General features: G+C 66.1%; 23 protein-coding genes. 9 read left to right on the top strand and 14 right to left on the bottom strand.

The annotated features are described in order from the left end of the window. Nucleotides 1-32 precede the first annotated feature (32 nt). The 13 genes from L3V85_RS28830 to L3V85_RS28770 form a co-directional block, all read right to left on the bottom strand. A complete protein-coding gene (locus L3V85_RS28830) occupies nucleotides 33-416 on the bottom strand; it encodes a DUF3613 domain-containing protein (protein ID WP_237676059.1) in 384 nt (127 codons plus the stop codon). Then, nucleotides 413-1,396: a hypothetical protein gene (locus L3V85_RS28825; protein WP_237676058.1), complete on the bottom strand. Its 984-nt coding sequence runs from the start codon at nucleotides 1,394-1,396 to the stop codon at nucleotides 413-415. The genes L3V85_RS28830 and L3V85_RS28825 overlap by 4 nt, the downstream gene beginning before the upstream one ends. Beyond that, nucleotides 1,393-2,355 (bottom strand): type II secretion system F family protein, encoded by a 963-nt coding sequence (locus tag L3V85_RS28820; protein WP_237676057.1) that lies wholly within the window; start codon nucleotides 2,353-2,355, stop codon nucleotides 1,393-1,395. Before L3V85_RS28820 ends, L3V85_RS28825 begins: the two co-directional genes overlap by 4 nt. Further along, nucleotides 2,352-3,350 (bottom strand): type II secretion system F family protein, encoded by a 999-nt coding sequence (locus tag L3V85_RS28815; protein ID WP_237676056.1) that lies wholly within the window; start codon nucleotides 3,348-3,350, stop codon nucleotides 2,352-2,354. The genes L3V85_RS28820 and L3V85_RS28815 overlap by 4 nt, the downstream gene beginning before the upstream one ends. Further along, on the bottom strand, nucleotides 3,343-4,656 hold the full coding sequence (locus L3V85_RS28810) for a CpaF family protein (RefSeq protein WP_237676055.1): 1,314 nt from the start codon (nucleotides 4,654-4,656) through the stop codon (nucleotides 3,343-3,345). Before L3V85_RS28810 ends, L3V85_RS28815 begins: the two co-directional genes overlap by 8 nt. Before the next feature lie 4 nt (nucleotides 4,657-4,660). Next, nucleotides 4,661-5,944 (bottom strand): AAA family ATPase, encoded by a 1,284-nt coding sequence (locus tag L3V85_RS28805; RefSeq protein ID WP_237676054.1) that lies wholly within the window; start codon nucleotides 5,942-5,944, stop codon nucleotides 4,661-4,663. Nucleotides 5,945-5,984: 40 nt separating this feature from the next. Beyond that, the gene (locus L3V85_RS28800) at nucleotides 5,985-7,376 is read right to left on the bottom strand and encodes a type II and III secretion system protein family protein (protein ID WP_414080164.1); all 1,392 of its coding nucleotides are present in this window, start codon (nucleotides 7,374-7,376) and stop codon (nucleotides 5,985-5,987) included. Nucleotides 7,377-7,415: 39 nt separating this feature from the next. Further along, nucleotides 7,416-8,411 carry a Flp pilus assembly protein CpaB gene (gene cpaB / locus L3V85_RS28795; RefSeq protein ID WP_237676052.1) on the bottom strand — a complete coding sequence of 332 codons (996 nt, stop codon included), beginning with the start codon at nucleotides 8,409-8,411 and terminating at the stop codon, nucleotides 7,416-7,418. Between the two features lie 81 nt (nucleotides 8,412-8,492). After that, nucleotides 8,493-8,996, bottom strand: coding sequence for an A24 family peptidase (locus L3V85_RS28790; RefSeq protein ID WP_237676051.1), 504 nt, complete (start codon nucleotides 8,994-8,996; stop codon nucleotides 8,493-8,495). A gap of 15 nt (nucleotides 8,997-9,011) precedes the next feature. Further along, nucleotides 9,012-9,197 carry a Flp family type IVb pilin gene (locus L3V85_RS28785; protein WP_237676050.1) on the bottom strand — a complete coding sequence of 62 codons (186 nt, stop codon included), beginning with the start codon at nucleotides 9,195-9,197 and terminating at the stop codon, nucleotides 9,012-9,014. Between the two features lie 61 nt (nucleotides 9,198-9,258). Next, nucleotides 9,259-9,444, bottom strand: a complete 186-nt coding sequence (locus L3V85_RS28780; RefSeq protein ID WP_237676049.1) for a Flp family type IVb pilin — start codon at nucleotides 9,442-9,444, stop codon at nucleotides 9,259-9,261. Between the two features lie 414 nt (nucleotides 9,445-9,858). Continuing rightward, entirely contained in the window at nucleotides 9,859-11,340 is a 1,482-nt protein-coding gene (locus L3V85_RS28775; RefSeq protein ID WP_237676048.1) for a L,D-transpeptidase family protein, read from the bottom strand. Further along, entirely contained in the window at nucleotides 11,340-12,461 is a 1,122-nt protein-coding gene (locus L3V85_RS28770; RefSeq protein ID WP_237676047.1) for a nuclear transport factor 2 family protein, read from the bottom strand. Before L3V85_RS28770 ends, L3V85_RS28775 begins: the two co-directional genes overlap by 1 nt. Nucleotides 12,462-12,600: 139 nt before the next feature. Between L3V85_RS28770 and L3V85_RS28765 the strand changes: the two genes are divergently transcribed. From L3V85_RS28765 to L3V85_RS28725, 9 genes are all read left to right on the top strand, one after another. Then, complete coding sequence (locus L3V85_RS28765; RefSeq protein ID WP_237676046.1) at nucleotides 12,601-13,563, top strand: LysR family transcriptional regulator; 963 nt, start codon at nucleotides 12,601-12,603, stop codon at nucleotides 13,561-13,563. 122 nt (nucleotides 13,564-13,685) lie between these two features. Next, nucleotides 13,686-14,207 carry a hydroxyquinol 1,2-dioxygenase gene (locus tag L3V85_RS28760; RefSeq protein ID WP_237676045.1) on the top strand — a complete coding sequence of 174 codons (522 nt, stop codon included), beginning with the start codon at nucleotides 13,686-13,688 and terminating at the stop codon, nucleotides 14,205-14,207. A 139-nt stretch (nucleotides 14,208-14,346) separates the two neighbouring features. Further along, nucleotides 14,347-15,354 (top strand): hydroxyquinol 1,2-dioxygenase, encoded by a 1,008-nt coding sequence (locus L3V85_RS28755; RefSeq protein WP_237676044.1) that lies wholly within the window; start codon nucleotides 14,347-14,349, stop codon nucleotides 15,352-15,354. A gap of 132 nt (nucleotides 15,355-15,486) precedes the next feature. Further along, nucleotides 15,487-16,950: an aldehyde dehydrogenase family protein gene (locus L3V85_RS28750; RefSeq protein WP_237680672.1), complete on the top strand. Its 1,464-nt coding sequence runs from the start codon at nucleotides 15,487-15,489 to the stop codon at nucleotides 16,948-16,950. Between the two features lie 45 nt (nucleotides 16,951-16,995). After that, nucleotides 16,996-18,249: an ABC transporter substrate-binding protein gene (locus L3V85_RS28745; RefSeq protein ID WP_237676043.1), complete on the top strand. Its 1,254-nt coding sequence runs from the start codon at nucleotides 16,996-16,998 to the stop codon at nucleotides 18,247-18,249. Nucleotides 18,250-18,265: 16 nt separating this feature from the next. Then, nucleotides 18,266-18,985, top strand: a complete 720-nt coding sequence (locus tag L3V85_RS28740) for an ABC transporter ATP-binding protein (RefSeq protein WP_237676042.1) — start codon at nucleotides 18,266-18,268, stop codon at nucleotides 18,983-18,985. Between the two features lie 139 nt (nucleotides 18,986-19,124). Further along, complete coding sequence (locus L3V85_RS28735; protein WP_237676041.1) at nucleotides 19,125-19,841, top strand: ABC transporter ATP-binding protein; 717 nt, start codon at nucleotides 19,125-19,127, stop codon at nucleotides 19,839-19,841. Then, the gene (locus L3V85_RS28730) at nucleotides 19,834-20,700 is read left to right on the top strand and encodes a branched-chain amino acid ABC transporter permease (RefSeq protein ID WP_237676040.1); all 867 of its coding nucleotides are present in this window, start codon (nucleotides 19,834-19,836) and stop codon (nucleotides 20,698-20,700) included. Before L3V85_RS28735 ends, L3V85_RS28730 begins: the two co-directional genes overlap by 8 nt. Then, nucleotides 20,697-21,740 carry a branched-chain amino acid ABC transporter permease gene (locus tag L3V85_RS28725; protein WP_237676039.1) on the top strand — a complete coding sequence of 348 codons (1,044 nt, stop codon included), beginning with the start codon at nucleotides 20,697-20,699 and terminating at the stop codon, nucleotides 21,738-21,740. The genes L3V85_RS28730 and L3V85_RS28725 overlap by 4 nt, the downstream gene beginning before the upstream one ends. Here the strand turns inward: L3V85_RS28725 and L3V85_RS28720 are convergent. Continuing rightward, complete coding sequence (locus tag L3V85_RS28720) at nucleotides 21,718-22,221, bottom strand: hypothetical protein (protein ID WP_237676038.1); 504 nt, start codon at nucleotides 22,219-22,221, stop codon at nucleotides 21,718-21,720. The two genes, L3V85_RS28725 and L3V85_RS28720, sit on opposite strands and share 23 nt — an antisense overlap. Nucleotides 22,222-22,323: the final 102 nt, after the last annotated feature.

Raw genomic sequence — 22,323 nt, 5'->3', positions numbered from 1 at the left:
TGGCCTTCTGATCTTCAACCCAGCAGCAAGCGCTACTTGCCGCCCCCGTTCCCCGCCGAGGACGACTTGACGATCGAACTCATGCGCTCCGGAATCGGAAACTCGAAACTCTTCGTGTAGCGCTCGTAGCTGCGACTTGCCACGTCGCCAGCGATGGGGCGTGGCGTGGGAGAGGCAATTTCGCCGCTGCGCTGCCATGCGAGCAGGCCCTGGGTGGCGTCACCGACCTGCAGCCGCTCGTAGACGATTTCTCCTGCCGCATTCATTTCTTCCTGGCCGGGGTGTGCCGGTGGGGCGGCAGTTGGCGGCGCTTCCGGCTGGGCAGGTTTCGCAGCCTCCTGCGCCATCGCAGTGGGCGCAGCGATCACCAACACAGCGGCCAGCAGAGCGAGGCGTTGAGCGTGTTGTTTCTTCATTGGGTACCTTGTGATGTGGAGTTTGGCGGCATCGACAGCGTGGAATCGGCGACGGACGGGTTCAACTGGCTGGCCGTGCGCAGGCCGCCCATACCGGCCCAGCGCGACGCCTTGAGCATCAACGGGGGCGGGACGGTGTCTTCCCGCGCCGGCTGCGGAGTGCTTGCAAGCGGCCGCGGTGCGACGGCGACGGGCGCCGCGCTTGCCGCCGCCAGCGGCGTGCCGCCCGTGCGCATCTGCTGCGCGGCCTCGCGCACCGCGGCGCGCGCTGCGGGTGGCATGCGGTTGACTTCCATCAGCCGGTCTGCCTGTTCGCGCTGGCCGGTGACTTCCAGGTACAGCGCAAGGTTGGACTGGGCCTGTGTGCTGTCCGGGCGCAGTTGCAGCGCCTGCATCAGCGGGAGTCGGGCTTCCTCGATCTGTCCGGCGCGCAGGTTGGCGTAGCCCAGGTCGCTGAGCAGGAGGGCATCGGTCGGAGTCTGGCGCTGCGCTTTTCCCAGCAGTTGCGCCGCCTCCGCGTAGCTGCCGCGCGCACCAGCCAGCAGGCCGAGGCCGCGGTAGCCGGCGCTTTCCAGCGGCGTGCCGATCAGGCGCTTATAGGCTTGCGCGCTGAGCGCGGCCTGGTCAGTCTGGCGCAAGGCATCGGCGCGTACGCGAGTGGATTCCGGCGACACGCCCCAGCGCTGCTCAAGCGCATCGATATGCGCGAGCGAAGCGAACCACAGGCCCTCCTTTTGCATCTGCTCGACGAGCTTGAGGTACGTGGCCTTGCTGTCGATGTTCGCGCTCGATTTGGTTTCTGCGGACGCCTCTGCGGCCGCGCGTTCCTGGGCGTTGGCGCTGGCGGCGTAAGCGGAGGACGTGTCCTTGAGGAGGCTGCATCCGGTGACCGCGAGGACCGAGGCGGCGGCAGCGGCGCATGTGAGCATGCGAGTCGTGCGGCTGGAGCGAATGGGCATGAATAAGCCGAGATTTGTCATTTACCGATCGCTCCCAAAGAATGGAATATCGCGATGAAGCCTGGACCCGCCGTGATGATGACCAGCGCTGGCAGTAGCGAAACGACCATGACGCCGGTCATCTTCACGGTGATCTTGCCGATGCGTTCCTTCATCTCGGAGCGCCTGCTCTCACGCAGACGGTCGCTGAAGACGCGCAGCGGCTCCTGCACCGCGCCGCCGTGGCGGTCGACCTGCACAAGCAGCGAGACAAGGCCCCGCAGGTTTTCGTTCTTGTGCAGCGTCGCCAGGCGGTGCAGCGAGTGTTCACGGGTACGGCCCTGGCTGTACTGCGCATTGGCAATACCGAGTTCGTAGCCCAGTACGTGCAGCACATGAGAGAAATCTGTCGCCATGATCTGCAAGCTCTGGTCGAGGCTCAGGCCGACGCCTTGCAGCAGCCGCAGCAGGTCAATGAAGAGCGGGAGCTCCCGGGACGCGCGCTCGCGGCGGCCGGCGGCGAAGCGGCCGAGCACCCACTTGGGCGCCATGAACCCGAGCACGGCACAGGCTGCCAGAACGGTGACCACAGTGCCTTGCTCATGCCCGCTGCTCCAGAGCAGGTAGGCCAGCAGCGGAAAAACAAAGGCCAGGCTGATGCGAGTTACCAGGAAGATCAATTGCGTCCGCTTCGACGGCAGGCCGCATTGGTCGATCAGGTTGCGGTCTTCGTCCGCCACGAAGGCCCGCCCGAGGCGCGAATCCAGCCAGTGAAAAGGCAGTTCGAGTTCGGGCTTGAATGCGTTCTCGGCTTCCACTTCTGCCACCGTCGCCGACTGTGATCCCGGCGTGAGCGCGGCTTGCCGGATGGCGCGCCCGATGACTTGGCCGCTGCGCGTGCGGCGCCGTTCGGCCGCGATCAGCGCGCCTGCGCCGACCATCAGGCCAAGCGCGAGCAGCGCGATGCTGAAGATGGCCAGCTGATTGGACGTGAACGTCATGCCAGCCTCGCAAGCCGATATAGAAGCGCTACTCCCACCACTTGCAGGGTCGCGGAGGAATAGATAAGGATGCGGCCTGTTTCGTCGTTCCACATGCCCATGAAATAGCCGGGGTTGGTAAGAATCAGAAAGCCGCCCACACCGATCGGCAGAAGGCCCAGGATCCATGCCGACAGGCGCGTCTCCGCGGACATGGCATTCAGTTCCTGCTCCGCCTGTTCGCGGTCGCGCATGAAGTTGCCCACGCGCTCGAGCAGCAGGTCGGCGCGGCCGCCGTAGCGCACGCCCAGGCCCAGAATGGATGCCAGCAGGAACATTTCCTCGATGCGAACGTTGGTGGCGGTCTGATGCAGCGCACGGTCGAGGTCCAAGCCGGCACGGACCAGCGCAGCCGAGCGTTCCAGGTGGACGCGCAGCGGTGCTTCCGTTGTGGCGATCGCAAGTTGGAACGCTGCCTGCGTGGAGTTGCCGATCGTGATGAGGCGAACCATCGCATCGATGTATGCCGGCAACTGGCTGACCAGCTTGCGGCGAAACTTCTGCAGTCGCCACCACAACAAGAAGCTGCCGGCGAGCAGCAGCACGAAAAGAATGCTCGCTGCCGCAAGCCAGCCCGCCAGCACTCCCGTCAGTATGCTGATCGCGACGACCGCCGCCAGTGCGAGCGCGATGGTGCGCGGCTCGACGACCCCGACCAGCCAGCCCGGCATCGCGCGCTCCAGCAGGCCGGTACGCGTGGCTTCAGTGGTCGGAGGGCTGGTATCGAGCCAGGGGTCCGTCGTCAAGGTCGACGACATGCCCTCTCCCGGAAGCTCCCGGTCCCTGACAGGCATCGGTATCGCCGTGGTCGCCGTGCTGGTCGCGAGAATCTGCTGACTGAGGTGCCGTTCGGTAGCCAGCCGCACCTGCCTGTTCCTCGCCCACTGCCACAGCATGAGCCCCGCGGCCGCCATCAGCAACGCGATGCACGCCACGATGAGCAGGGCTTCACGCACGGTTGTCTCCATGCGCGCGCGACATCGACTGGCGAAAGCGCGTGATCTTGGGCGAGTGCGGTGCAATGCCCAGCGACACCCAGCGGTCGCGCTCCTCGCCGTCGGGCGAGACGACCGGCTCGTAGCGGTAGAGCTCCTGCATGGCGACCACGTTGTCGTTGACGCCCGTGACTTCGCTCAGCGAGATGATGCGGCGCTGGCCACCCGACAGGCGCCCGATCTGCACGATGAAATCGATGGCGTTGGCGATCTGCCGGCGCAGGCTCACCTCGCTGCCTTGGTAGCCCGCGAAGCCCGCGAGCATTTCGAGGCGGTAGAGGCATTCGCGCGGCGAGCTGGCGTGGATGGTGCCCATCGAGCCTTCGTGGCCGGTGTTCATGGCCTGCATCATCTCGATGACCTCGGCGCCGCGCACTTCGCCCACGATGATGCGGTCGGGCCGCATGCGCAGGCTGTTGCGCAGCAGGTCGCGGATCGACACCACGCCGGTGCCGTCGAAACCGCCGGGGCGGCTTTCGAGCCGCACCACGTGGCTGGTGCCGAGCGAGAGTTCCGCCGTGTCCTCTATGGTGATGACGCGCTCGCGCGCGGGGATGTAGCTTGCGAGCGCATTCAGCAGCGAGGTCTTGCCCGAGCTGGTGCCGCCGCTCACGAGGATGTTGCAGCGCGCGCGCACCGCGATCTCGAGCAGCTGCGCCATGCCGGCATCGAAGGTGCCGAGCTTCACCAGGTCCATCGGCGTGAGCGGCTCCTTGCGGAACTTGCGGATCGACACCGAGAGGCCGTCGATGGCCAGCGGCTCGATGATCACGTTGATGCGGCCGCCGTCGGGCAGGCGCGCGTCGACCATCGGGTTCGACTCGTCCAGCCGGCGGCCCAGCGGCGCGAGGATGCGGCGCACGATGCGCATCACATGCTCGGAATCGGCGAAGCGCACGGTTTCGCGTTCCAGCATGCCGTGGCGCGACACATACACGTTCTGGTAGCCGTTGATCAGGATGTCTTCCACGGCCGGATCGTTGAGCAGGTCTTCCAGCGGCCCGAAGCCCGCGAGCTCTTTCGTCAGCGCGTCGGAGATGAGCTGCATCTCGCGGTCGTTGATCGGCACGCGGCGCAGCCGCACGAAGCTGTCGACCTCCAGTTCGACGAACTGCTGGATCGAGGCGCGCGACCAGCGGCCGAACTCCGCACCCAGTTCCTCGATGCGACTGAGCAGGTGATCGTGCGTCCAGCTCTTGATGTCCTGGAACTGCTGGGAGTTGACGAACGCCTGGTCGTCGTCGGCGAATTCGATATCGGTGGACATGGGTTCAGCCTTCGTGTGAACTCTTCCAGAGGCCGGTGACTTGCGACATGAGCGCAACCCAGCGTGGATCCTTGGCCGGAGGTTGGCCCGTGGCAGACATGTATTCCTGGTGCAGGCTGCGGGCCAGGCCCGTCACCGCCTGCGCGTAGGGGTCGCTGCGCGCGGTGCGCACCAGCATCTCGCCGCGGCTCGCCGCCGCCATCAGTTGTGCGCTGCGCGAAGGCAGCACGTGGCGCAGTGGCAGCTCGAGCCGTTCGGCGATGTCCTTGGCCGTGAGGCCGACATGGCTGTCGAACTTGTTGACCACCAGCGAGAGGCGTTCGATCTCGACGTTGCGCGCACGCAGCTCCTTGAGCATGTTGGCGGTGGACACGATGCCGCCGATGCTCTGGTCGCACACGACCCAGGCCTGCTGCGCCTCGCGCACCGTCTGCGCCATGAAGTCGATGGTCGAGAAACCGCCGAGATCGGCGACCTGGAAATCGAAGAAGTCGGCCAGCCGCTTGATCAGCGCCACCGAGTCGGCATGCGAGATCTCGCGCACCTGCGCCAGGCTCGCGGGCAGCGGCAGGATGGCCACGCCGCTGGTGTGATGCGCGAGCGCCGTGTGCAGCAGGGTCTGGTCGAGCCGGCGCAGGTTGCGCACGCCGTCGACGAAGCTGAAGCCGCTCTGGGTGTCGAGGTAGAGCAGGCCGTCGCGTGCCGGCAGCCCCAGGTCGAGCAGCGCGACGCCGTGCCTGGAGCTGCGGCCCGGCGGACGCGCGGGGGCCTGCGCGAGCTGGTCGTGCAGCGTGAGGGCCAGGCTGGTTGCCAGCGTGGTCACGCCGAGTCCGGCGCGCGCGCCCAGCAAGGCCAACGTGCTGCCGCGCGTGCCGCCTTGCAGAGTGCTGCGGCGGTCGAGCAGCGCGCGCAGCGTCGTGACCGCGTCGGTGGACGGCGCGGCCATGTCGATGAAGTCGTCCACCCCCGCGCGCAAAGCGGAAAGCATGGCGGCGGGTTCGGCCGACACGCCGGTGGCCAGCACCGGCAGCGTGGGCCAGTCGCGCTTCAGGCGCTGATGGAGCTGGACGGCATTGGCGCTCTGGTCGGGCGAGAAATCGATGAACACCGCCACCGGCCCGAGCAGGGCGATGCGTTCGTCGATCGACTTGGTGTCCGGCGCCAGGACCACCACCGAGCCCAGCGTGCCGAGCGCATCGGTCAGCCACGTGATGTGGCTGCCGTTGCTCGAAGCGAACAGATAGGTCTCGCTGCCTGTCTCTGGAATGCTGTCGCGTGGAGCGTTCATGGGGCCTGCCTGCTGCGATGCATGGTCCGCGTCATCGTGCTCAGCGGGAGAAGCCTGGAACCGGCGTGTCGACCGCGCCACCGAGGAGGTAGGCGCGCCACACCGCGCCGTCGCGCTGTTCGGCGCTGCCGGGCAGGTACGGCGCCAGGTCGGTGCCGCGCGCGATGGGCTTGACCAGGTGCGGCGTGACCAGAATCACGAGCTCCTTCTCGTTCATCTGGTAATTGTTCTTGCTGAAGAAGGTGCCGATGATCGGCAGGTCGCCGAGCATCGGCACCTTGCTGGCGTTCGAAGTGGTGGTGCGGCTGACGAGGCCGCCGATGATGAAGCTCTCGCCGTCGCCCAGTTCCACCGTGGTGTCGGCACGGCGCGTGGTAATGGCGGGCACCACGACGCCGTTCAGGGTGATGGCGTTCGTGTAGTCCAGATCGCTGGCCTCGGGGGCAACCTTGAGCACGATGCGTTCGTTGGAGAGCACGGTCGGAGTCAGTGTGAGGCCGATGCCGAAGGGCTTGTATTCGATGCTGATGGTGCCCAGGCCTTGCGGCACCGGGATCGGCAGTTCGCCGCCGGCCAGGAAGCTGGCGCTCTGGCCCGACAGCGCCACCAGTGTGGGCTCGGCTAGCACACGGGCCATGCCGTTACCTTCAAGAAAGCCGAAGTTCAATCCTATGCCGGCCTTGCTGAAGTTGAAGAGCAGGTCGAAAGCTTGCGTCAGCGGGTTGTTGTACTGGACGGCGATCTGGCCGTTGGCGGCAAAGGTCGACGATATGAGGGAGGAAGGCGAGAAGACGCCGAAGCTGAAGCCACTCGAGTTGGGACGCGTGCTGAAGATGTTCAACCCTGCCTGCTTGAGTACGCTGCGATTGAATTCCACCACCTTGACTTCGACTTGCACCGTGTTGCTGCGCACGTTCACCACCGAGCGGTCGATCAGATCCGCCTTTTCACCGTTGCTGGCCAGCGCAGTGTCTCGCGCTACCTGGTGTGCGGTCATGCTGTCCATGCTGCCGCTCACCGTGGACGAGGGGCGCCGCACTTCGACCGGATAGGTGATGGCGGAGGTGCTGCCTTTTTCCCAGACCATCAACGAGGTGCGTCCTGCAACTTTGCCGGTGACGATCAGCCGTGCCGCCGCGGAGTTGGGTGCCTTGCGTGTGATTGCGACAGTGGCGATGGCCTCGTCGCCGATCGCCATGCGATCGATGCCCTTTTCAATCAGCAGCTCCTGTTGCGTGCCAGCGCCGAGGATCAAGGGACGCTGCATCGGTTGCGGGCGCGCTGCTTGCGCATCGGCAGCCATGGACGCTGTCGGCCACACAGCTTGTGACATCACGGACAAGGCGACCAAGGCCGGGCGCAGCAGTCGTGACGAAGCTTTCGCGGGGCTGCGGGTGACAAAGGTCGACTGCTCGCGAGGCATGTAATGCATGTGTTCTTCCTGAATGGCGGGTATCGGCTGTCTGCCCGATCAATAGCTAACGGTTTCGCTGCGGGCGCCGCGAATAACCTCGACCTGAAGGCCCCCGTGCGCGCCAGCACTGGTTGCACGGCGGGGTGCGGTTGCGACTCGTGCTTCGACAGCGGGAGACTTGACACCGGGGCCTTTGCCGCCTGTGGCCAGATCGGCAGTGGTCAGCCCTGCTTGCGCAAGATCGAGGCCTTCAAGAGGCGCGCGGCGCGGTTCGCCTGTCTTGGCTTGCACGGGCTGCAAGGCAGTGGGAAGTTCGGCAAAAAGCTTCGGATCTGGCTGCGACATGTCCGTGGGATTGCGCAGCGCGAGCAGCAGCCGGCCGCTGGCGTCGCCGATGGTCAGGCGGTTCACCTCGTCGACGGGTACCGCCAGCACGGCAGTGCGTGCCATTTCTGTTCGTTGGGCCTGCTGTGCGGCCGCCTTGTCGGGTGCCTTGGACGGCATCCCATCGACGGATGCGCTGCCGAAAGCCAGCACACGCTTGCGGGAGAGCAGCAGGCGCGCCTGGCTGCGGTCGACGTCCTTGCCGTCCGACTTGAGCGTGATGAACACGTCGACGAAGTCGCCGGGCTGGATCTTGTTGCCCACGCCCATGATCTCGTCGGCCTTGATCGCGACAGCGCGCTCGCCTTCGGCGATGCGCACCGCGAGACCGGAGACCAGCTGGTTTTCCATCAGCGGTGCGCCTTCGGCGAGGTCGATCACCGGCACACGGCCGGCAGCCACGGACACGTCCTGGAATGCGCCCGCCGGGTTGATCGTCAGGCGCTCCACGCGCAGCGCATCCGCGGGAATCGCCTCGCCCGCGGGCAATGCCTTGGCGGCCACGACGACCGGGTAGACCAGCACCTCCTTGGCCTTGGTCGGTGCGGCTGGGCCTGTTGTCGCCACCGCGGGAGCGGGAGCCTGGCGGCTCAGCATCCAGGCATAGCCACCGAGTGCGATGGCCAGAAGCACGAGGATGGCGGCGAGGATCTTGGTGAGATTGATCATGTGCGGCGGATGAAGGTATGGGTGCAAGCGATCATGGAATTTGAGGAATGAAGGGCCTGCTGTGACAGAGGCAGATGACTGCTAGCCCTGTCGCCCCCAGACCATCCAGACCGCGGTGGCCAACGAGAGGTAGGCTGCGTAGGGAACGATGCGCCTGCGCGCCGTTGCGGACGCAGCGCCGCTGCTTGCGGCCGAAGAGCGGCCCAGCAGCATCAGCGACAGCCGTGGTGCCACGGGCCAGCGCTGCAGCGCGAGCCAGAGCGCGCTGTGAAGGCCTGCCAGCAGGCTGGCCACGACCCATATCGGCAGCAATGCCTGCAGGCCCACCCAGAGTCCGAGCGCGCCCGCGAATTTCACGTCGCCAGCCCCCATGAGGCCGATGGCGTACAGGAGCAGCAGGGCGCCGAAGCCGATGGCCGCCCCCGTGAGTGCGGTGGACCATTCGATGCCGAAGGGCTGCATCCCGGAGGCAAGTGCCGCCAGTGCCACTGCGGCGCCGGCAAGCACGAGCCAGTTGGGGACGCGGCGTTGACGGAAGTCATAGACGGCAACGAATAGCAACCACAGCAGACACGCCAATTGCATTGCTTGCGCTGTTTCTCAGGACGCCGGCGCCGTTACCTTGCCGGCGATGTACGTGAACAGACCCGCGAGCTTGGTGCCAAGACCGTTGGTACCGTTAAGGGACGCCACGATGGCAACGGCGACGAGGCCAGCAATGATTCCGTACTCGATGGCGGTGGCGCCTTCTTCGTCGCGCAGAAAACGGGCAATTGAGTTAAGCATGATGAAGCCTTTTCAGATGGATTTGGAGAACTGACAGGGAGCTTGATGCGATAGCGCTCTGTTAAGAGGCGGGGGCAGTCACTTTGCCGGCGATATAGGTGAAGAGGCCGGAAAGCTTGGGGCCGAGGCCATCGGTGCCAGAGAGTGACGTAACAATCGCGACCGCAACCAACCCCGCAATAATTCCGTACTCAATTGCGGTCGCGCCTTCCTCGTCCTTTAAAAAACGAGTAATTTGACCAAGCATGATTTACCCCTTTCAGTAAGTGTTAACAAAGGCTGGTGAGGTGGATGTTATACAGAGTAACTCCGTGTATCAACAAGAGAAACCCGCAAGACTCGCGCTTAGCTGTGCTAGCCAAAAGGTGTAAGCAGGATAGCGGCCAGCCTCTCGCCAGCCGGGTCCTCGTGAAGGACGATCGGCTGGTTAACACTTTGAAATCCTATTTTTCCCTCTGAGGGCCGCGTGCGACCTCCCATGAAGTGGGGAGGGTGACGTTACGGCGCCGGGAACGCGCGAAAGGGTTACGTTACGGGTACAAACCCGTTACGCGTTACGTAGCACGGGGCCACGAAGCACCAGTTGTAACACTCAAAAAAGGCGAAATGCGTGAGCAAAATGTCACGGCTCGGGGGCCGTGACCGCGTCGCCAGCAGGGCTTCAGCCCAGGATTTCTTCGTGGAAGAGCTTCCACTCGCTGCCTTGGCGCAGCCAGTACTGGCGCCGGGAGCGCCCGCTCTTCTCGCCTTCGAACACTTCGCCGAAGGTAACCACCATCGTGTCGTCACCGTCCCGCCAATGGAGGTACGACATGTCCTTGAGCTGCACGCGCTTGCCCTGCGCGTATTTCACTTCGTCGTCGACGGCGGAAATACCCTCGGTGGATTTTTTGCTGATGCGCTGGAAATCGGGCAAATAGAATTTCTTCAATTGCGCTTCATTGCCATTGGCGCGCGCATCTTTCCAGCCATTGATTGCGCTGGAAATGGATTGGGATTCTTTTTCTGCCTGCGGCTGCGAAATCCATTGCAGGCTGCGCGCCGTGACCACCGGCGTGGCGCCGATTTGCACTTTTCGCAAAAGCTGCTTGAGATCGGGGTTGGCCATGACCACGCAGCCGTCGCTGGCCAGTGGCGCCCGCGCGAACTGCTGGGGCGGCGTGCCGTGCAGCCAGATGCCGCCGCCGGTCTTGCCGCGCCGCACGTCGTACGGGTTGGGGTAGTTGATGGGCAGGGCGCCTGCGCCGTAAAAGTCTTTCAGCGACTTCGGGTCGAGGCTGCTGGTGATGTAGTACACGCCCAGCGGGGTGCGGGCATCGCCCTCGGTGGCCTTGTCGGTGCCGGACTTGCCGACCGAGATGTAGTAGTCGGCCGTGAGCTTCAGGCCCTTGTCGCTGTTCTCGAACAGGTACAGGCGCGAGCGCGAGGCGTCGACGGCAATGGCGTAGCGGCTGCGTGTGGAGAGCGCCAGGAATTGCGAAGGCACCGTGTTGGCCGGCGGCCGTTCGCGCAGGGCCTGCAGGCGTCGGCGCGACTCTTCGTGCAATTCGGTCATGGCCGGGTTGCCGCGCATCTTGGCGATGCTGGCGGTGTCGGGCAGGCTGTTCGAAGGCGGCACCTGGGCAGCGAGCAGGTCGCCATAGACGAGCTGCGCGAGCTGGAAGTTCGGATAGTCGCGCACCAGGTCGCGGGCCTTGGCGAGCGCGGGGCGGGCCTGGCCGCGGCCGAACATCTCGTAGACGGCGATGAGGCGGGCCTCGGCGTTGCTGGCTTCCTGGATGGGGGCCGCGGCGCGCGCCTGTTTGCTGCGGGTGGGCTTGGCGGCGGCTGCCTTGGTTTCGGCCAGCGCGGCCTTCTTGCCGCCCCTGGCTTCCTTCACCTCCTTGGCGGAAGCGCGTGCGCCGTGCGCTGCAGGAGAGCGGGCGTTGCCACTGCTCGCCGCCTTGGTCTTGGACTTGGAAGCGTTGTTGCCGCTGCCGGATTTCGAGCTGCCCTGCTTGGTGGTGGCCGTGGCCGATGCCAACGCGGCACCCGGCGCCGCGAGCATCAGCGCCGACGCGGCCATCAGCGCTGCCAGCAGGTGTCCGCTGCGCGGACGGAACGGGGGATTCTGAAGCCGGCCGTGCCGGACGATGTCTGCCACTAGCCGCCGACGCTTTCCTTGCGAATGTGCCACTGATTGCCGGAGCGCTGCATGTCCAGCGTCTTGCGGCTGGAGACGTTGAGGTTGTCGGCGCGGTAGATCTGGCGGAACTTGGCCGTGGCGTTGTCGCCGTCGACCTTGATCACCAGGTTTTCGATGTTCACGCTGATGCTGGATTTGCCGACGATGCGGGCGCGGCGGTCCTGTTCCCAGTTCTTGCGGCTCTGGCCGCCGCCGGGCGTGAAGTCGCTGCCGTAGGCCGCGAGGTAGCGGTCCATGTCCTGGCTGGCCCATGCCGAAGCCCAGGCGCGCACGGCCGATTCGACCTCGGCGTTGGAGGCCGTGCTTGCGGCCGGTGCGGGCGCGGGTGCCGGGGCAGGCGCTGCTTCGGGCGCCTTGGGCGCTGCAGCCACCGGTGCGGGCGCGGCCGCGACCTTGGCGGGCGGCGGCGCGGCGGGGGCCGGTGCCGGAGCCGGTGCGGCGGCCTTGACCGCCGGAGCGGGAGCCGGGGCCGGAGTCGGCGCAGGCACGGGCGCGGCCGATGCCACCAGCGTGCTGGACTTGCCGCCGGCCGGCGTGGGCGTGAAGAGCGTGCGGATCACCGCCAGCTTGGGCTGCACGGCCGTGTTGTTCTGGTCGAGCTGCAGTGCCTTGCTGTAGGCCTGGCTCGCGAGCCGTGCATACACGTCGCCGAGGTTTTCCTGGGCGGTGGCGTAGCTGGGGTTGGTGCGGATCGCGCTCTCGAGCGCGGCGCGCGCCTTGTCGAACTGGTTCTGGCTTGCGTAGATCACGGCCAGGTTGTTGAACGGCTCGGGCAGCTCGGGGGCGTCCTGCGTGAGCTGCGTGAAGGCGGCGATGGCCTCGGCGCGCTTGCCGGTGTCGAGCTGGATCACGCCCTTGAGGAAGCGCATCTGCGGATCGCGTGGCTTGTCCTTGAGGAAGGCGTCGGCCTTGGTCATGGCCTCGTCGAGCTTGCCGGCCTGCATGAGCTTGTCGACTTCCTCATGCTCGACGGCGGACAGCGCGGGTAGCGCCACGCCACAGGTCGCAGCGGCCAGGAAGAGGGCGCGCACGGTGGGGGAGAAGCTGAAACGGGCGCGTGGCCGGGGGCTCTTGGGCATTGCGGACAAGACCTCGTAGGGGGTGGGTGATGCGGCAGGGATTGTAAGTGGGGCAAGTAACCCCCCGATACAGCGCCTGACGGTCTTTCACGGCCTTTAGGCTTGCCCGCAACGCACGGCGCCGCAGTACAGTGCCGCCGTGGACCGCCTCCAAAGCATTGAAACTTTCGTTCGTGTCGCGCAGACCCAGAGCTTCGCGGAAGCGGCTCGGCAGCTGCGGGTGGCCAATTCGGTCGTGACCACGCGGGTCAAGCAACTGGAAGAATTCCTGGGCGCGCCGCTGTTCCACCGCAGCACGCGCGTGGTGCGGCTCAGCGACATGGGCCAGGCCTTCCTGCGCGACTGCACCGAGCTGGTAGGCCGCGCCAACGACATCGTCGACCAGATGCGCGACGCACGCGGCACGCCCTCCGGCACGCTGCGCGTGCATGCGCTGACGGGCATGGTGCTGGGCCGCTTCGCTTCGCTGCTGCGCGAGTTCCAGACCACTTACCCCGACATTCACCTGGAGCTGATCGTGAGCGACGCGGTGGCCGATCCGGTCAAGGCCGGTGTCGACTGCGCGTTGCAGATTTTTCCGGCGGCCTCGCAGGAACTGGTGTCTCGCCCGCTGTTCCCGGTGCGGCGCGTGCTCTGCGCCACGCCGGCCTACCTGGAAGCCCATGGCACGCCCGCCACGCCGCGCGAGCTGCACCGCCACAAGCTCGGCCTGTATTCGGGCTATCCCACGCGCGACCGCTGGACCTTTCATCACCAGGGCGAGCAGACCACCATCTACCTCGCCGCCGCGCTGCTGACCAACAGCGTGCACCTGCTGCGCGAATACGCGCTGGAACATGCCGGCATCGTCTGCCTGCCCACGCTGGTGGCGGGCGACGCCATCGCGCGCGGCGACCTGCAGGTGGTGCTGGCCGAACACCAGCTGTCGTCGTTCTCGCTGAGCGCGGTGTACGCGGGCACCTCGCGCAATGCGCTGAAGCTGCGCCTGTTCATCGAGCACATCGCCACGCGTTTCACCCGCGTGCCGCCCTGGGACGCCACGCTGATCGAGCGCGGCCTCATTCCCGCAGAACTCATCGAGTTCAGCCGCTCCAGCGGATAGCCCCGCGAACAGGGGGAAAACCCCAGCGATTATTCGGAGACTCCGAATAATCCTCTCCCGATCTGATCCCTACCGGCTGCGGCCATTGGCTCCTAGAGTTCGCTCATCCAAGGAGACAAGCCATGACAGCCACCACTTCGGCCGCCTACCAGACCCGCTTCGGATCGCTCAAGCACTTCGAGAAGGGTCACGTCGAACCGATCGACGACGACGTGCGCCACTACGCGTTTTCCAACTGCTTCGAGATCGCGAGCAACAGCAAGCCGTACGAGAAAGTCGTGTTCGGCCAGAACCAGATCTACGTGCTGGAGACGCTGCGCGCCGAAGGCACCTCGCCCTGGTACACCTGCGCGCATGACGAGTTCGCGCTGGTGATGGACGGCGACATCGAAGTGCACCTCGTGCAGCTCGATGCCGCGCAGACGGTGCCGGACAAGGACAAGAACGGCGCCGTGCTCGTCAAGGGCGAGCCCAAGGGAAAGAAGATGGGCTGGATGAAGCTCTCGCGCGGCCACCAGGGCCTGCTGCCGAAGAACACCGCCTACCAGTTCCGCAGCGCCGGCGAGCCGGGCGTGATCGTCCTTCAAAGCTGCAAGGGCGACCTCTCTGTAGAGAAGTGGGCCGACATCTGCCAAGCACATTGACTCGCCCCCAGGCTGCGCGCACTTCGTGTCGCTACGCCAACCCCCTACCGGGGGCAACACCTGCGGCCCGGCAAAGCCGGTTCCGCGGTGTTCCACGAAGGATGCAGGCCACTTATTCAGACCAGACAAGGAAAACACCATGAACGCACCCGCAGAACTCGCCAAGGTGATCGCGTCGCAGCCCGACGCCACGCTCGGCTACAAGAATTTCTCGCTCGGCAGCTTCAGCTTCCGCCGCGACGAATACTTCGTGCACATCGGCTGGAAGACCCGCGACGGCCGCCCCATGAGCCACACCATGGACGCTGGCAGCTACCTGCGCGCGTTGATGCGCGACGTGGCCTGGGGCTTCTTCTACGGCTGGGTCAACTTCGACGACGTGTTCGGCACGGTGAACCACTACGAGTCGGTCGACCTGTACGCCGGCAGCTTCAACGGCACCATGAAGGACGCGGGCATCGACCTGCTCGAGAACTTCCCGACCGCCCAGATCCGCGCCACCTTCGAGGCCATGCTCGACGACTGGACCAACGAGAGCTTCGACCCCTTCGCCGCGCCGCAGGAAACCGGCTCGCCCTACGGCCGCAAGAATGGCAACAACACCGCCAAGATCACCAGGGCACGTGAACTCGCAAAACGCTGCGTGGGCCTGAAGGGCGACCTCGACCTGCGCAGCGACGAGCGCGGCGCGCCCGTCAATCGCGCCTTCGCCGACGTGCCGCAGGGCCAGCCCGAGCTGCACCCCGAGCCCGGCTTCGAGAACGATGTGCACGCCTTCAATCTCTTCGGCTTCCTGAGCCGTTCGCAGGTCACGTGGAACCCGAGCTTCACCTCGGTGGTGAAGCACAGCTACATGTGCCCGACGACCGAGGAGCACATCCTGCCGATCATCCACGGCAACGACCGGGTGGAGTGGTTCTTCCAGATGACCGACGAGATCCACTGGGACTGCGGCGACAAGAACACCGGCAAGCCGATGGCCCGCGTGATCATGAAGGCCGGCGACATGGCCGCCATGCCCGCCTACTGCCGCCACCAGGGCTTCAGCCCCAAGCGCTCGATGCTGCTGGTGTGGGAGAACGGCTCGCCGAGCCTGGTGTATGAGATCCAGAACGGCGAGTCGCCGGAGATTCCGGTGCAGTTCTGATGCATTGCTCCCTCCCCCGCTGGGGGAGGGCAGGGGTGGGGGCTCTCCAGGCCCGTGCCCTCCTTGAAGAAGCCCCCACCCCAACCCTCCCCCAGCGGGGGAGGGAGAGGAACGACCATGCCTGAATTGCCCATCCGCCACCAGCTCTTCATCGACGGCCGCTTCGTCGACGCCGAGTCCGGCGAGACCCTCGCCACGCTCAACCCGCACGACAACACGCCCATCGCCCAGGTCGCATTGGCCGGCAAGGCCGACGTCGACAAGGCCGTGGCCGCCGCAAAGCGCGCCTTCCCCCAATGGAGCCGCATGGCCGCCGCCGACCGCGGCCGCATCCTGCTGAAACTCGCCGACCTCATCGAGGCCAATGCCGAAGAGCTCGCACGCCTCGAATCGCTCGACACCGGCCACCCCATCCGCGACTCGCGCCGGCTCGACGTGCCGCGCACCGCCGCGTGCTTCCGCTACTTCGGCGGCATGGCCGACAAGTTCCAGGGCGAGACCATCCCGGTCGAAGAGGGCTTTCTCAACTACACGCTGCGCGAGCCCGTGGGCATCGTCGGCCAGGTGGTGCCGTGGAACTTTCCGCTGATGTTCACCAGCTGGAAGATGGCGCCCGCGCTCGCGGCCGGCAACTGCATCGTGATGAAGCCGGCGGAGATCACGCCGCTGAGCTCGCTGCGCATTGCCGAGCTGATGGCCGAGGCCGGCCTGCCGCCGGGCGTGGTCAACATGCTGCCGGGGCTGGGCAGCGTGGCGGGCCAGTACATCGCCGAGCATCCGGAGATCGCCAAGATCGCCTTCACCGGCAGCACCGCCACGGGTCGGCGCATCGTGCAGGCCAGCGCGGGCAACCTGAAGAAGGTGCAGCTCGAACTCGGCGGCAAGGGGCCGAACATCGTCTTCGAAGACGCGAACCTGCAGGCGGCCGTCAACGGCAGCGCATGGGCGATCTTTCACAACCAGGGGCAGGCCTGCATCGCGGGTTCGCGGCTGATGCTGCACGAGAAGATCGCCGACGCGTTCCTCGAACAGTTCATCCCGCTGGCCAGGTCGATCCGTCTCGGCAACCCGCTCGACGAGAACACCGAGATGGGCCCGCTCACCAGTGCGCAGCATCGCGAGCGCGTGCTGGGCTATGTCGAGGTGGCACAGAGCGAAGGCGGCGAACTGCTAGCGGGCGGGCAGTCGCCCGGCGGCGATCTTGCCAGGGGCTGCTACGTCGAGCCCACCGTGATGCGCGCGAAGTCGTACAAGGACCGCGTCGCGCAGGAAGAGGTCTTCGGCCCCTTCGTCACCGTGCTCACATTCAAGAACGACGAAGAGGCGATGCAGATCGCCAACGGCACCGACTACGGCCTGGGCAGCGGCCTGTGGACCCGCGACCTGCAGCGCGCCCACAAGGTGGCGCGCGACCTGCACGCCGGCATGGTCTGGATCAACAGCTACAAGCGCGTGAACCCCGGCTCGCCCTTCGGCGGCGTCGGCCAGAGCGGCTACGGCCGCGAGATGGGGTTCGATGCGATGCGCGAATACACGCAGGTGAAGAGCGTGTGGGTGAACGTCGACGCGCAGATACCGCCGCACTTCGCGCGCTGACTCCGGCCCCCTGCGGCAACACGAACAGAAGAAAAGGAGACAACCATGGCATTCAATCGCAGACAGTTCACGCAGGCCACGGCCGCGCTGGTGGCTTCGGGCGCGGCACCGCTGGTGTTCGCGGCCGACACGCTGAAGATCGGCTACGTGTCGCCGCAGACCGGCCCGCTCGCGCCCTTCGGCGAGGCCGACAAATGGGTCATCGACCAGATGAAGGCCGCCTTCAAGGACGGCATCGCGGTCGGCGGCAGGAAGTACGCGGTGCAGATCGTGCTCAAGGACAGCCAGTCGAACCCCAACCGCGCGGGCGAGGTGGCGAACGACTTGATCCTGAAGGACAAGGTCGCGCTGGTGCTCACGGCGGGAACGCCCGAGACCGCGAACCCGGTGAGCGACGCCTGCGAACTCAACGAGGTGCCCTGCGTCTCCAGCGTGGTGCCGTGGCAGCCGTGGTTCTTCGGCCGCAAGGGCGACCCTGCCAAGGGCTTCAACTGGACGTACCACATGTTCTGGGGGCTGGAAGACGTCATTGCCAACTTCACCAACGGCTGGAAGACGCTGGCCACCAACAAGAAGGTGGGCGGCCTGTTCCCGAACGACGGCGACGGCAACGCCTGGGGCGACAAGGAACTTGGCTTTCCGAAGCCGCTCGCGCAGATGGGCTTCACGCTCACCGACCCCGGCCGCTTCCAGAACGGCACGCAGGACTTCAGCGCGCAGATCGCCGCGTTCAAGAGCGCGGGCTGCGAGATCGTCACCGGCGTGGTGATTCCGCCCGACGCCAAGACTTTCCTCACGCAGGCGCGGCAGCAGGGCTTCAGGCCCAAGGTCATCACGTTGGGCAAGGCGCTGCTGTTCCCCGGCGCCATCGAGGCGCTGGGCGACCTGGGCGACGGCCTGTCGACCGAGGTGTGGTGGAGCCCTTCGCATCCGTTCACGTCGAGCCTCACGCAGCAAAGCGCCAAGGCGCTGGCCGATGCCTACGAGGCCGGCACGAAGAAGCAGTGGACCCAGCCCATCGGCTTCGCGCATGCGCTGTTCGAGGTGGCGGCGAATGCATTGGGGCGCGCGAAGTCGCTGAAGGCTTCGGACGTGCGCGACGCGGTGGCCTCGACCTCGATCAACTCCGTGGTCGGGCCGGTGAAGTGGGGTGGCCAGGGGCCGTTCAAGAACGTCAGCAAGACGCCGCTGGTGCTCGGCCAATGGGGCAAGGGCCAGAAGTACAAGGTGGAGCTGACCATCGTCAACAACGAGGCGGCGACCAACATTCCCATCGGCGGCAAGCTGCGGCTGCTCTGAAGAAGAGAAGAACGTCATGGCTCTGCTGGCATTGCATGCGGTGAGCAAGTCGTACGGCGCGCTCAAGGTCACCGACGACATCACGCTCGCGGTGGCCGAGGGCGAGACGCTGGGCATCCTCGGGCCCAACGGCGCTGGCAAGACCACGCTGTTCAACCTGATCTCGGGCGACGTGCGCGTCGACGCGGGGCGCGTCGAATACGCGGGCCGCGACGTGACGCGGCTCAAGCCGCACCAGCGCTGCCATGCGGGCATCGGCCGCAGCTACCAGGTGCCGCAGCCCTTCGGCAACATGAGCGTGTTCGAGAACCTCGTGACCGCCGCCTGCTTCGGCGGGCAGCAGACCGAGCGCGAAGCCTGGCAGACGGCGCACGAGGTGCTGTCGCAGACGGGGCTGATGGCGCATGCGAACAAGCCGGCGGGCGGGCTGACGCTGCTCGATCGCAAGCGCTTGGAGCTGGCGCGTGCGCTGGCGACGCGGCCGCGCCTGCTGCTGCTCGACGAGATCGCGGGCGGGTTGACGGAGCCGGAGGCGGCCGTGCTTGTCGCGGAGCTCAAGCGGATCAAGGCGCGAGGCGTGACGATGATCTGGATCGAGCACGTGGTGCATGCACTGCTGTCGCTGGCGGACCGGTTGTTCGTCATCAACTTCGGGCAGAGGCTTGCGGAGGGAGAGCCGCGGGTGGTGATGAATGATGCGGAGGTGCGGCGGGTTTACATGGGGATGGAGGCATGAGCGCGCTCTGCATTGCTCCTTCCCCTTCCAGGGGAAGGCCGGGATGGGGGCATGACGGCGCTGGTTTCGCCGCGACGCCTCATCGCACGCCGCTTGCCCCCACCCCAGCCCTCCCCCGGAAGGGGAGGGAGCAAAGACCATGAACGCTCTGCTCTCTACCCACGCCCTCCAGGCCTTCTACGGCGACGCCCAGGCCCTCTTCGGCATCGACTTCGCCCTGGTGCAAGGCGAACTCGTCGCCATCATCGGCGCCAACGGCGCGGGCAAGTCGACCTTCCTCAAGAGCCTCACCGGCCTGGTACGCGCGCCGCGCGAAGCCATCCATTTCAAGGGCCAGCCCATCGGAGGCCTTCCCCCGGGCGACATCGTGCGTCGGGGCCTTGCCATGGTTCCCGAGGGCCGGCGACTGTTCCCCAGCCTCAGCGTGGAAGAGAACCTGCTCATGGGCGCCACCGCAGCGCGCAAGGGCCCTTGGAACCTGCAGCGCCTGTATGCGCTGTTCCCCATCCTCGCGGAGAAGCGCCGCCAGCCGGGTACATCGCTCTCGGGCGGGCAGCAGCAGATGGTGGCGCTGGGCCGCGCGCTCATGAGCAACCCCGAGGTGCTGCTGTGCGACGAGCTTTCGCTGGGCCTCGCGCCGATCGTCATCCGCGAGATCTATGCGGCCATGCCCAGCATCACGGGCGAGGGCATGACGGTAGTCATCGTCGAGCAGGACGTGACGATGGCGCGGCAGGTCTCGCAGCGCATCTACTGCTTCCAGGAAGGCCGCGTTTCGCTCGAAGGCGACTCGGGCGACCTCACGCGCGAGCAGATTTCGCAGGCCTATTTCGGTATCGAGGCTGCCCATGCTTGAAACCCTTGTCCAAGGCGTTCTGCTCGGCGGCCTCTACACGCTCTTCGCGCTGGGCCAGTCGCTGATGTTCGGCGTGATGCGGCTCACCAATACGGCGCAGGGCGACTTCATCATCCTCGGCGCATTCGCGGTCATCGCGGGCGTGTCGCTGACGGGCGATGCGGTGGCGCCGTGGCTGGTCGCCCTTGCCGTGCTGCCGGTGGCCTTCGGCTTCGGCTATGCGCTGCAGCGCTACGTGCTCAACGGCACGCTTGGCAAAGACCCGCTGCCTTCGCTGGTCGTCACCTTCGGCCTGTCGATCGTGATCCAGAACCTGCTGCTGGAGCTGTTCTCGGCCGATCCGCGCGCCATCGAGACCGGCGGCCTCAGCACCCAGGGTGTCGCACTGGGCAGCGCGATGTCGGTCGGCGTGCTGCCGCTGGTCGTGCTGGCGATCGCGCTCCTGGCGACGGGTGCGCTGCAATGGCTCTTCGCACGCACGGCGCTGGGGCGGTCGTTTCGGGCCGTATCGGACGACCGCGAGATCGCCGAGCTGATGGGGCTGAATGCGAAGAAGGTCTACGCCTTTGCCACCGCCATCGCCTTCGTGCTCATCGCGATAGCGGGCGCGTTGCAGGGCATGCGCACCACGGTGTCTCCTTCGGACGGGCCGCTGCTGCTGCTCTTCGCCTTCGAGGCGGTGATCATCGGCGGCATGGGTTCCTTCTGGGGCACGCTGGCCGGCGCGATGATTCTCGGCATCACGCAGCAGATCGGCTTCAGGCTCGACCCAGGCTGGGGAATCTGGTTCGGGCACATCGTGTTCCTGGTGGTGCTGGTGCTGCGGCCGCAGGGGCTTTTTCCCAAGACGCGCGGATGAACCGTATGACCAACATGCCTCCTTCGCTCATCGCCGTCGAGCGCGCCACCGCCGCGAGCCGCGCCGCGCTGGCCACCGGCATTGCCCTCGTGCTCGTTGCCGCCAGCCTGCCGTGGTGGGGCGAGTCGAGCTGGATGCGCGAGTTCGTCGAGATCGCCTGCTACTTCATCTTCGCGATGATGTGGAACCTGCTCGCCGGCTACGGCGGCATGGTGAGCATCGGGCAGCAGGCCTTCTTCGGCTTCGGCGGCTATGTGATGCTGATGCTGGGCAACTTCGCGGGCGTCAATCCGTTCTTGGCGATACCGCTGGGCGCGCTGGCGGCGGGGCTCGTCGCCATTCCGGTTTCCTTCGTCGCGTTCAGGCTGTCGGGCGGCTACTTCGCCATCGGCACCTGGGTCATCGCCGAAGTGTTCCGGCTGAGCTTTGCGAACGTGTCGGCGGTGGGCGGCGGCTCGGGCACCACGCTCACCGCGCTGCGCGGCATCGAGAAGGCCATGCGCGAGAGCACCACCTACTGGATGGCGCTGGCCTGCGTGGTCGCGGCCGTCGCGCTGGTGTACCTGTTCCTGCGCAGCAAGCGTGGCCTCGCGCTGCTGGCCATTCGCGACAACGAGGTGGCGGCGGAGTCGCAGGGCATTCCGGTCGCGCGCATGAAGCTGGCGGTGTATGTGGTCGCGGCTTTAGGCGCGGGGCTCGCGGGCGCTCTGTACTTCGTCGGCAACCTGCGCATCAGCCCCGACGCGGCGTTCAGTGTCAACTGGACGGCCTTCGCGATCTTCATGGTGGTCATCGGCGGCATCGGGCGCATCGAAGGGCCGCTGGTGGGCGCGCTCATCTTCTGGGCGCTCAACAAGTTCCTGAGCGACTACGGCACTTGGTATCTGCTGGGGCTGGGGCTGCTCGCCATTCTTGTCACGCTGTTCTTCAAGCAGGGCCTGTGGGGTTACGCGCAGCAGCGATGGGGCTGGTCGCTGTTTCCCACGCAGCGCAAACTGCTGCACGCAACGGCCGGGGCTAAGGCTTCTTCACGGGGTTGATGTAGTACTCGATCTTCGTGCGGTCCTTGTAGGGATCGTTGTCGAAGAACCTGGTCTCCTGCGAGATCCTGATCTCGTAGCCATCGCGCACGCCCTCCAGCGAGGTCGCGCTGTCGGTGGTGACGGGCGAGAGGGTGGGCTTGTGGAAAGCGGCCACGGCCGGGAAGCCGTCGGTGCTGAACGCCTTGACCGTCGCGCTGCTCACGCGGCCGGCGCTGTCGGCGCTCACGTTCACGTCGGTCATCAAGGTGTTTGGTGGCACCGAGAGCAAGGCGGCCAGCGGCGGCGGCAAGGTCTTGGCGCCGCTCTTTTCCTGGATGCGATAGCTCAGTCCACCCTGCGCGTTGGGCTCGCCCTTGGCGGCGGCGGATTCTTCCATGCTGCTCACGATCCATGCGCTGGCGATCAGCAGCGGCGCCGCAATGGCGCTCACGTACAACAGAAAACGCAGGCGGTCCTTGGTGTGGAAAAACTCGATCATCGGCGTTCGCTCCCTCTGGTGGCATGGGGCGGCATCAGGTCGATGCGCCCTCGCCATCCATGCTAAAGCCCTGTCCGGCGTTTGTTCAGACTTGATTAATCG

Origin of the sequence: Variovorax paradoxus, assembly GCF_022009635.1 — a bacterium.
Taxonomy (GTDB): Bacteria; Pseudomonadota; Gammaproteobacteria; order Burkholderiales; family Burkholderiaceae_C; genus Variovorax.
The sequence above is the reverse complement of the archived record's forward strand: the minus strand, read 5'-3'. Positions and strand labels throughout refer to the sequence as shown.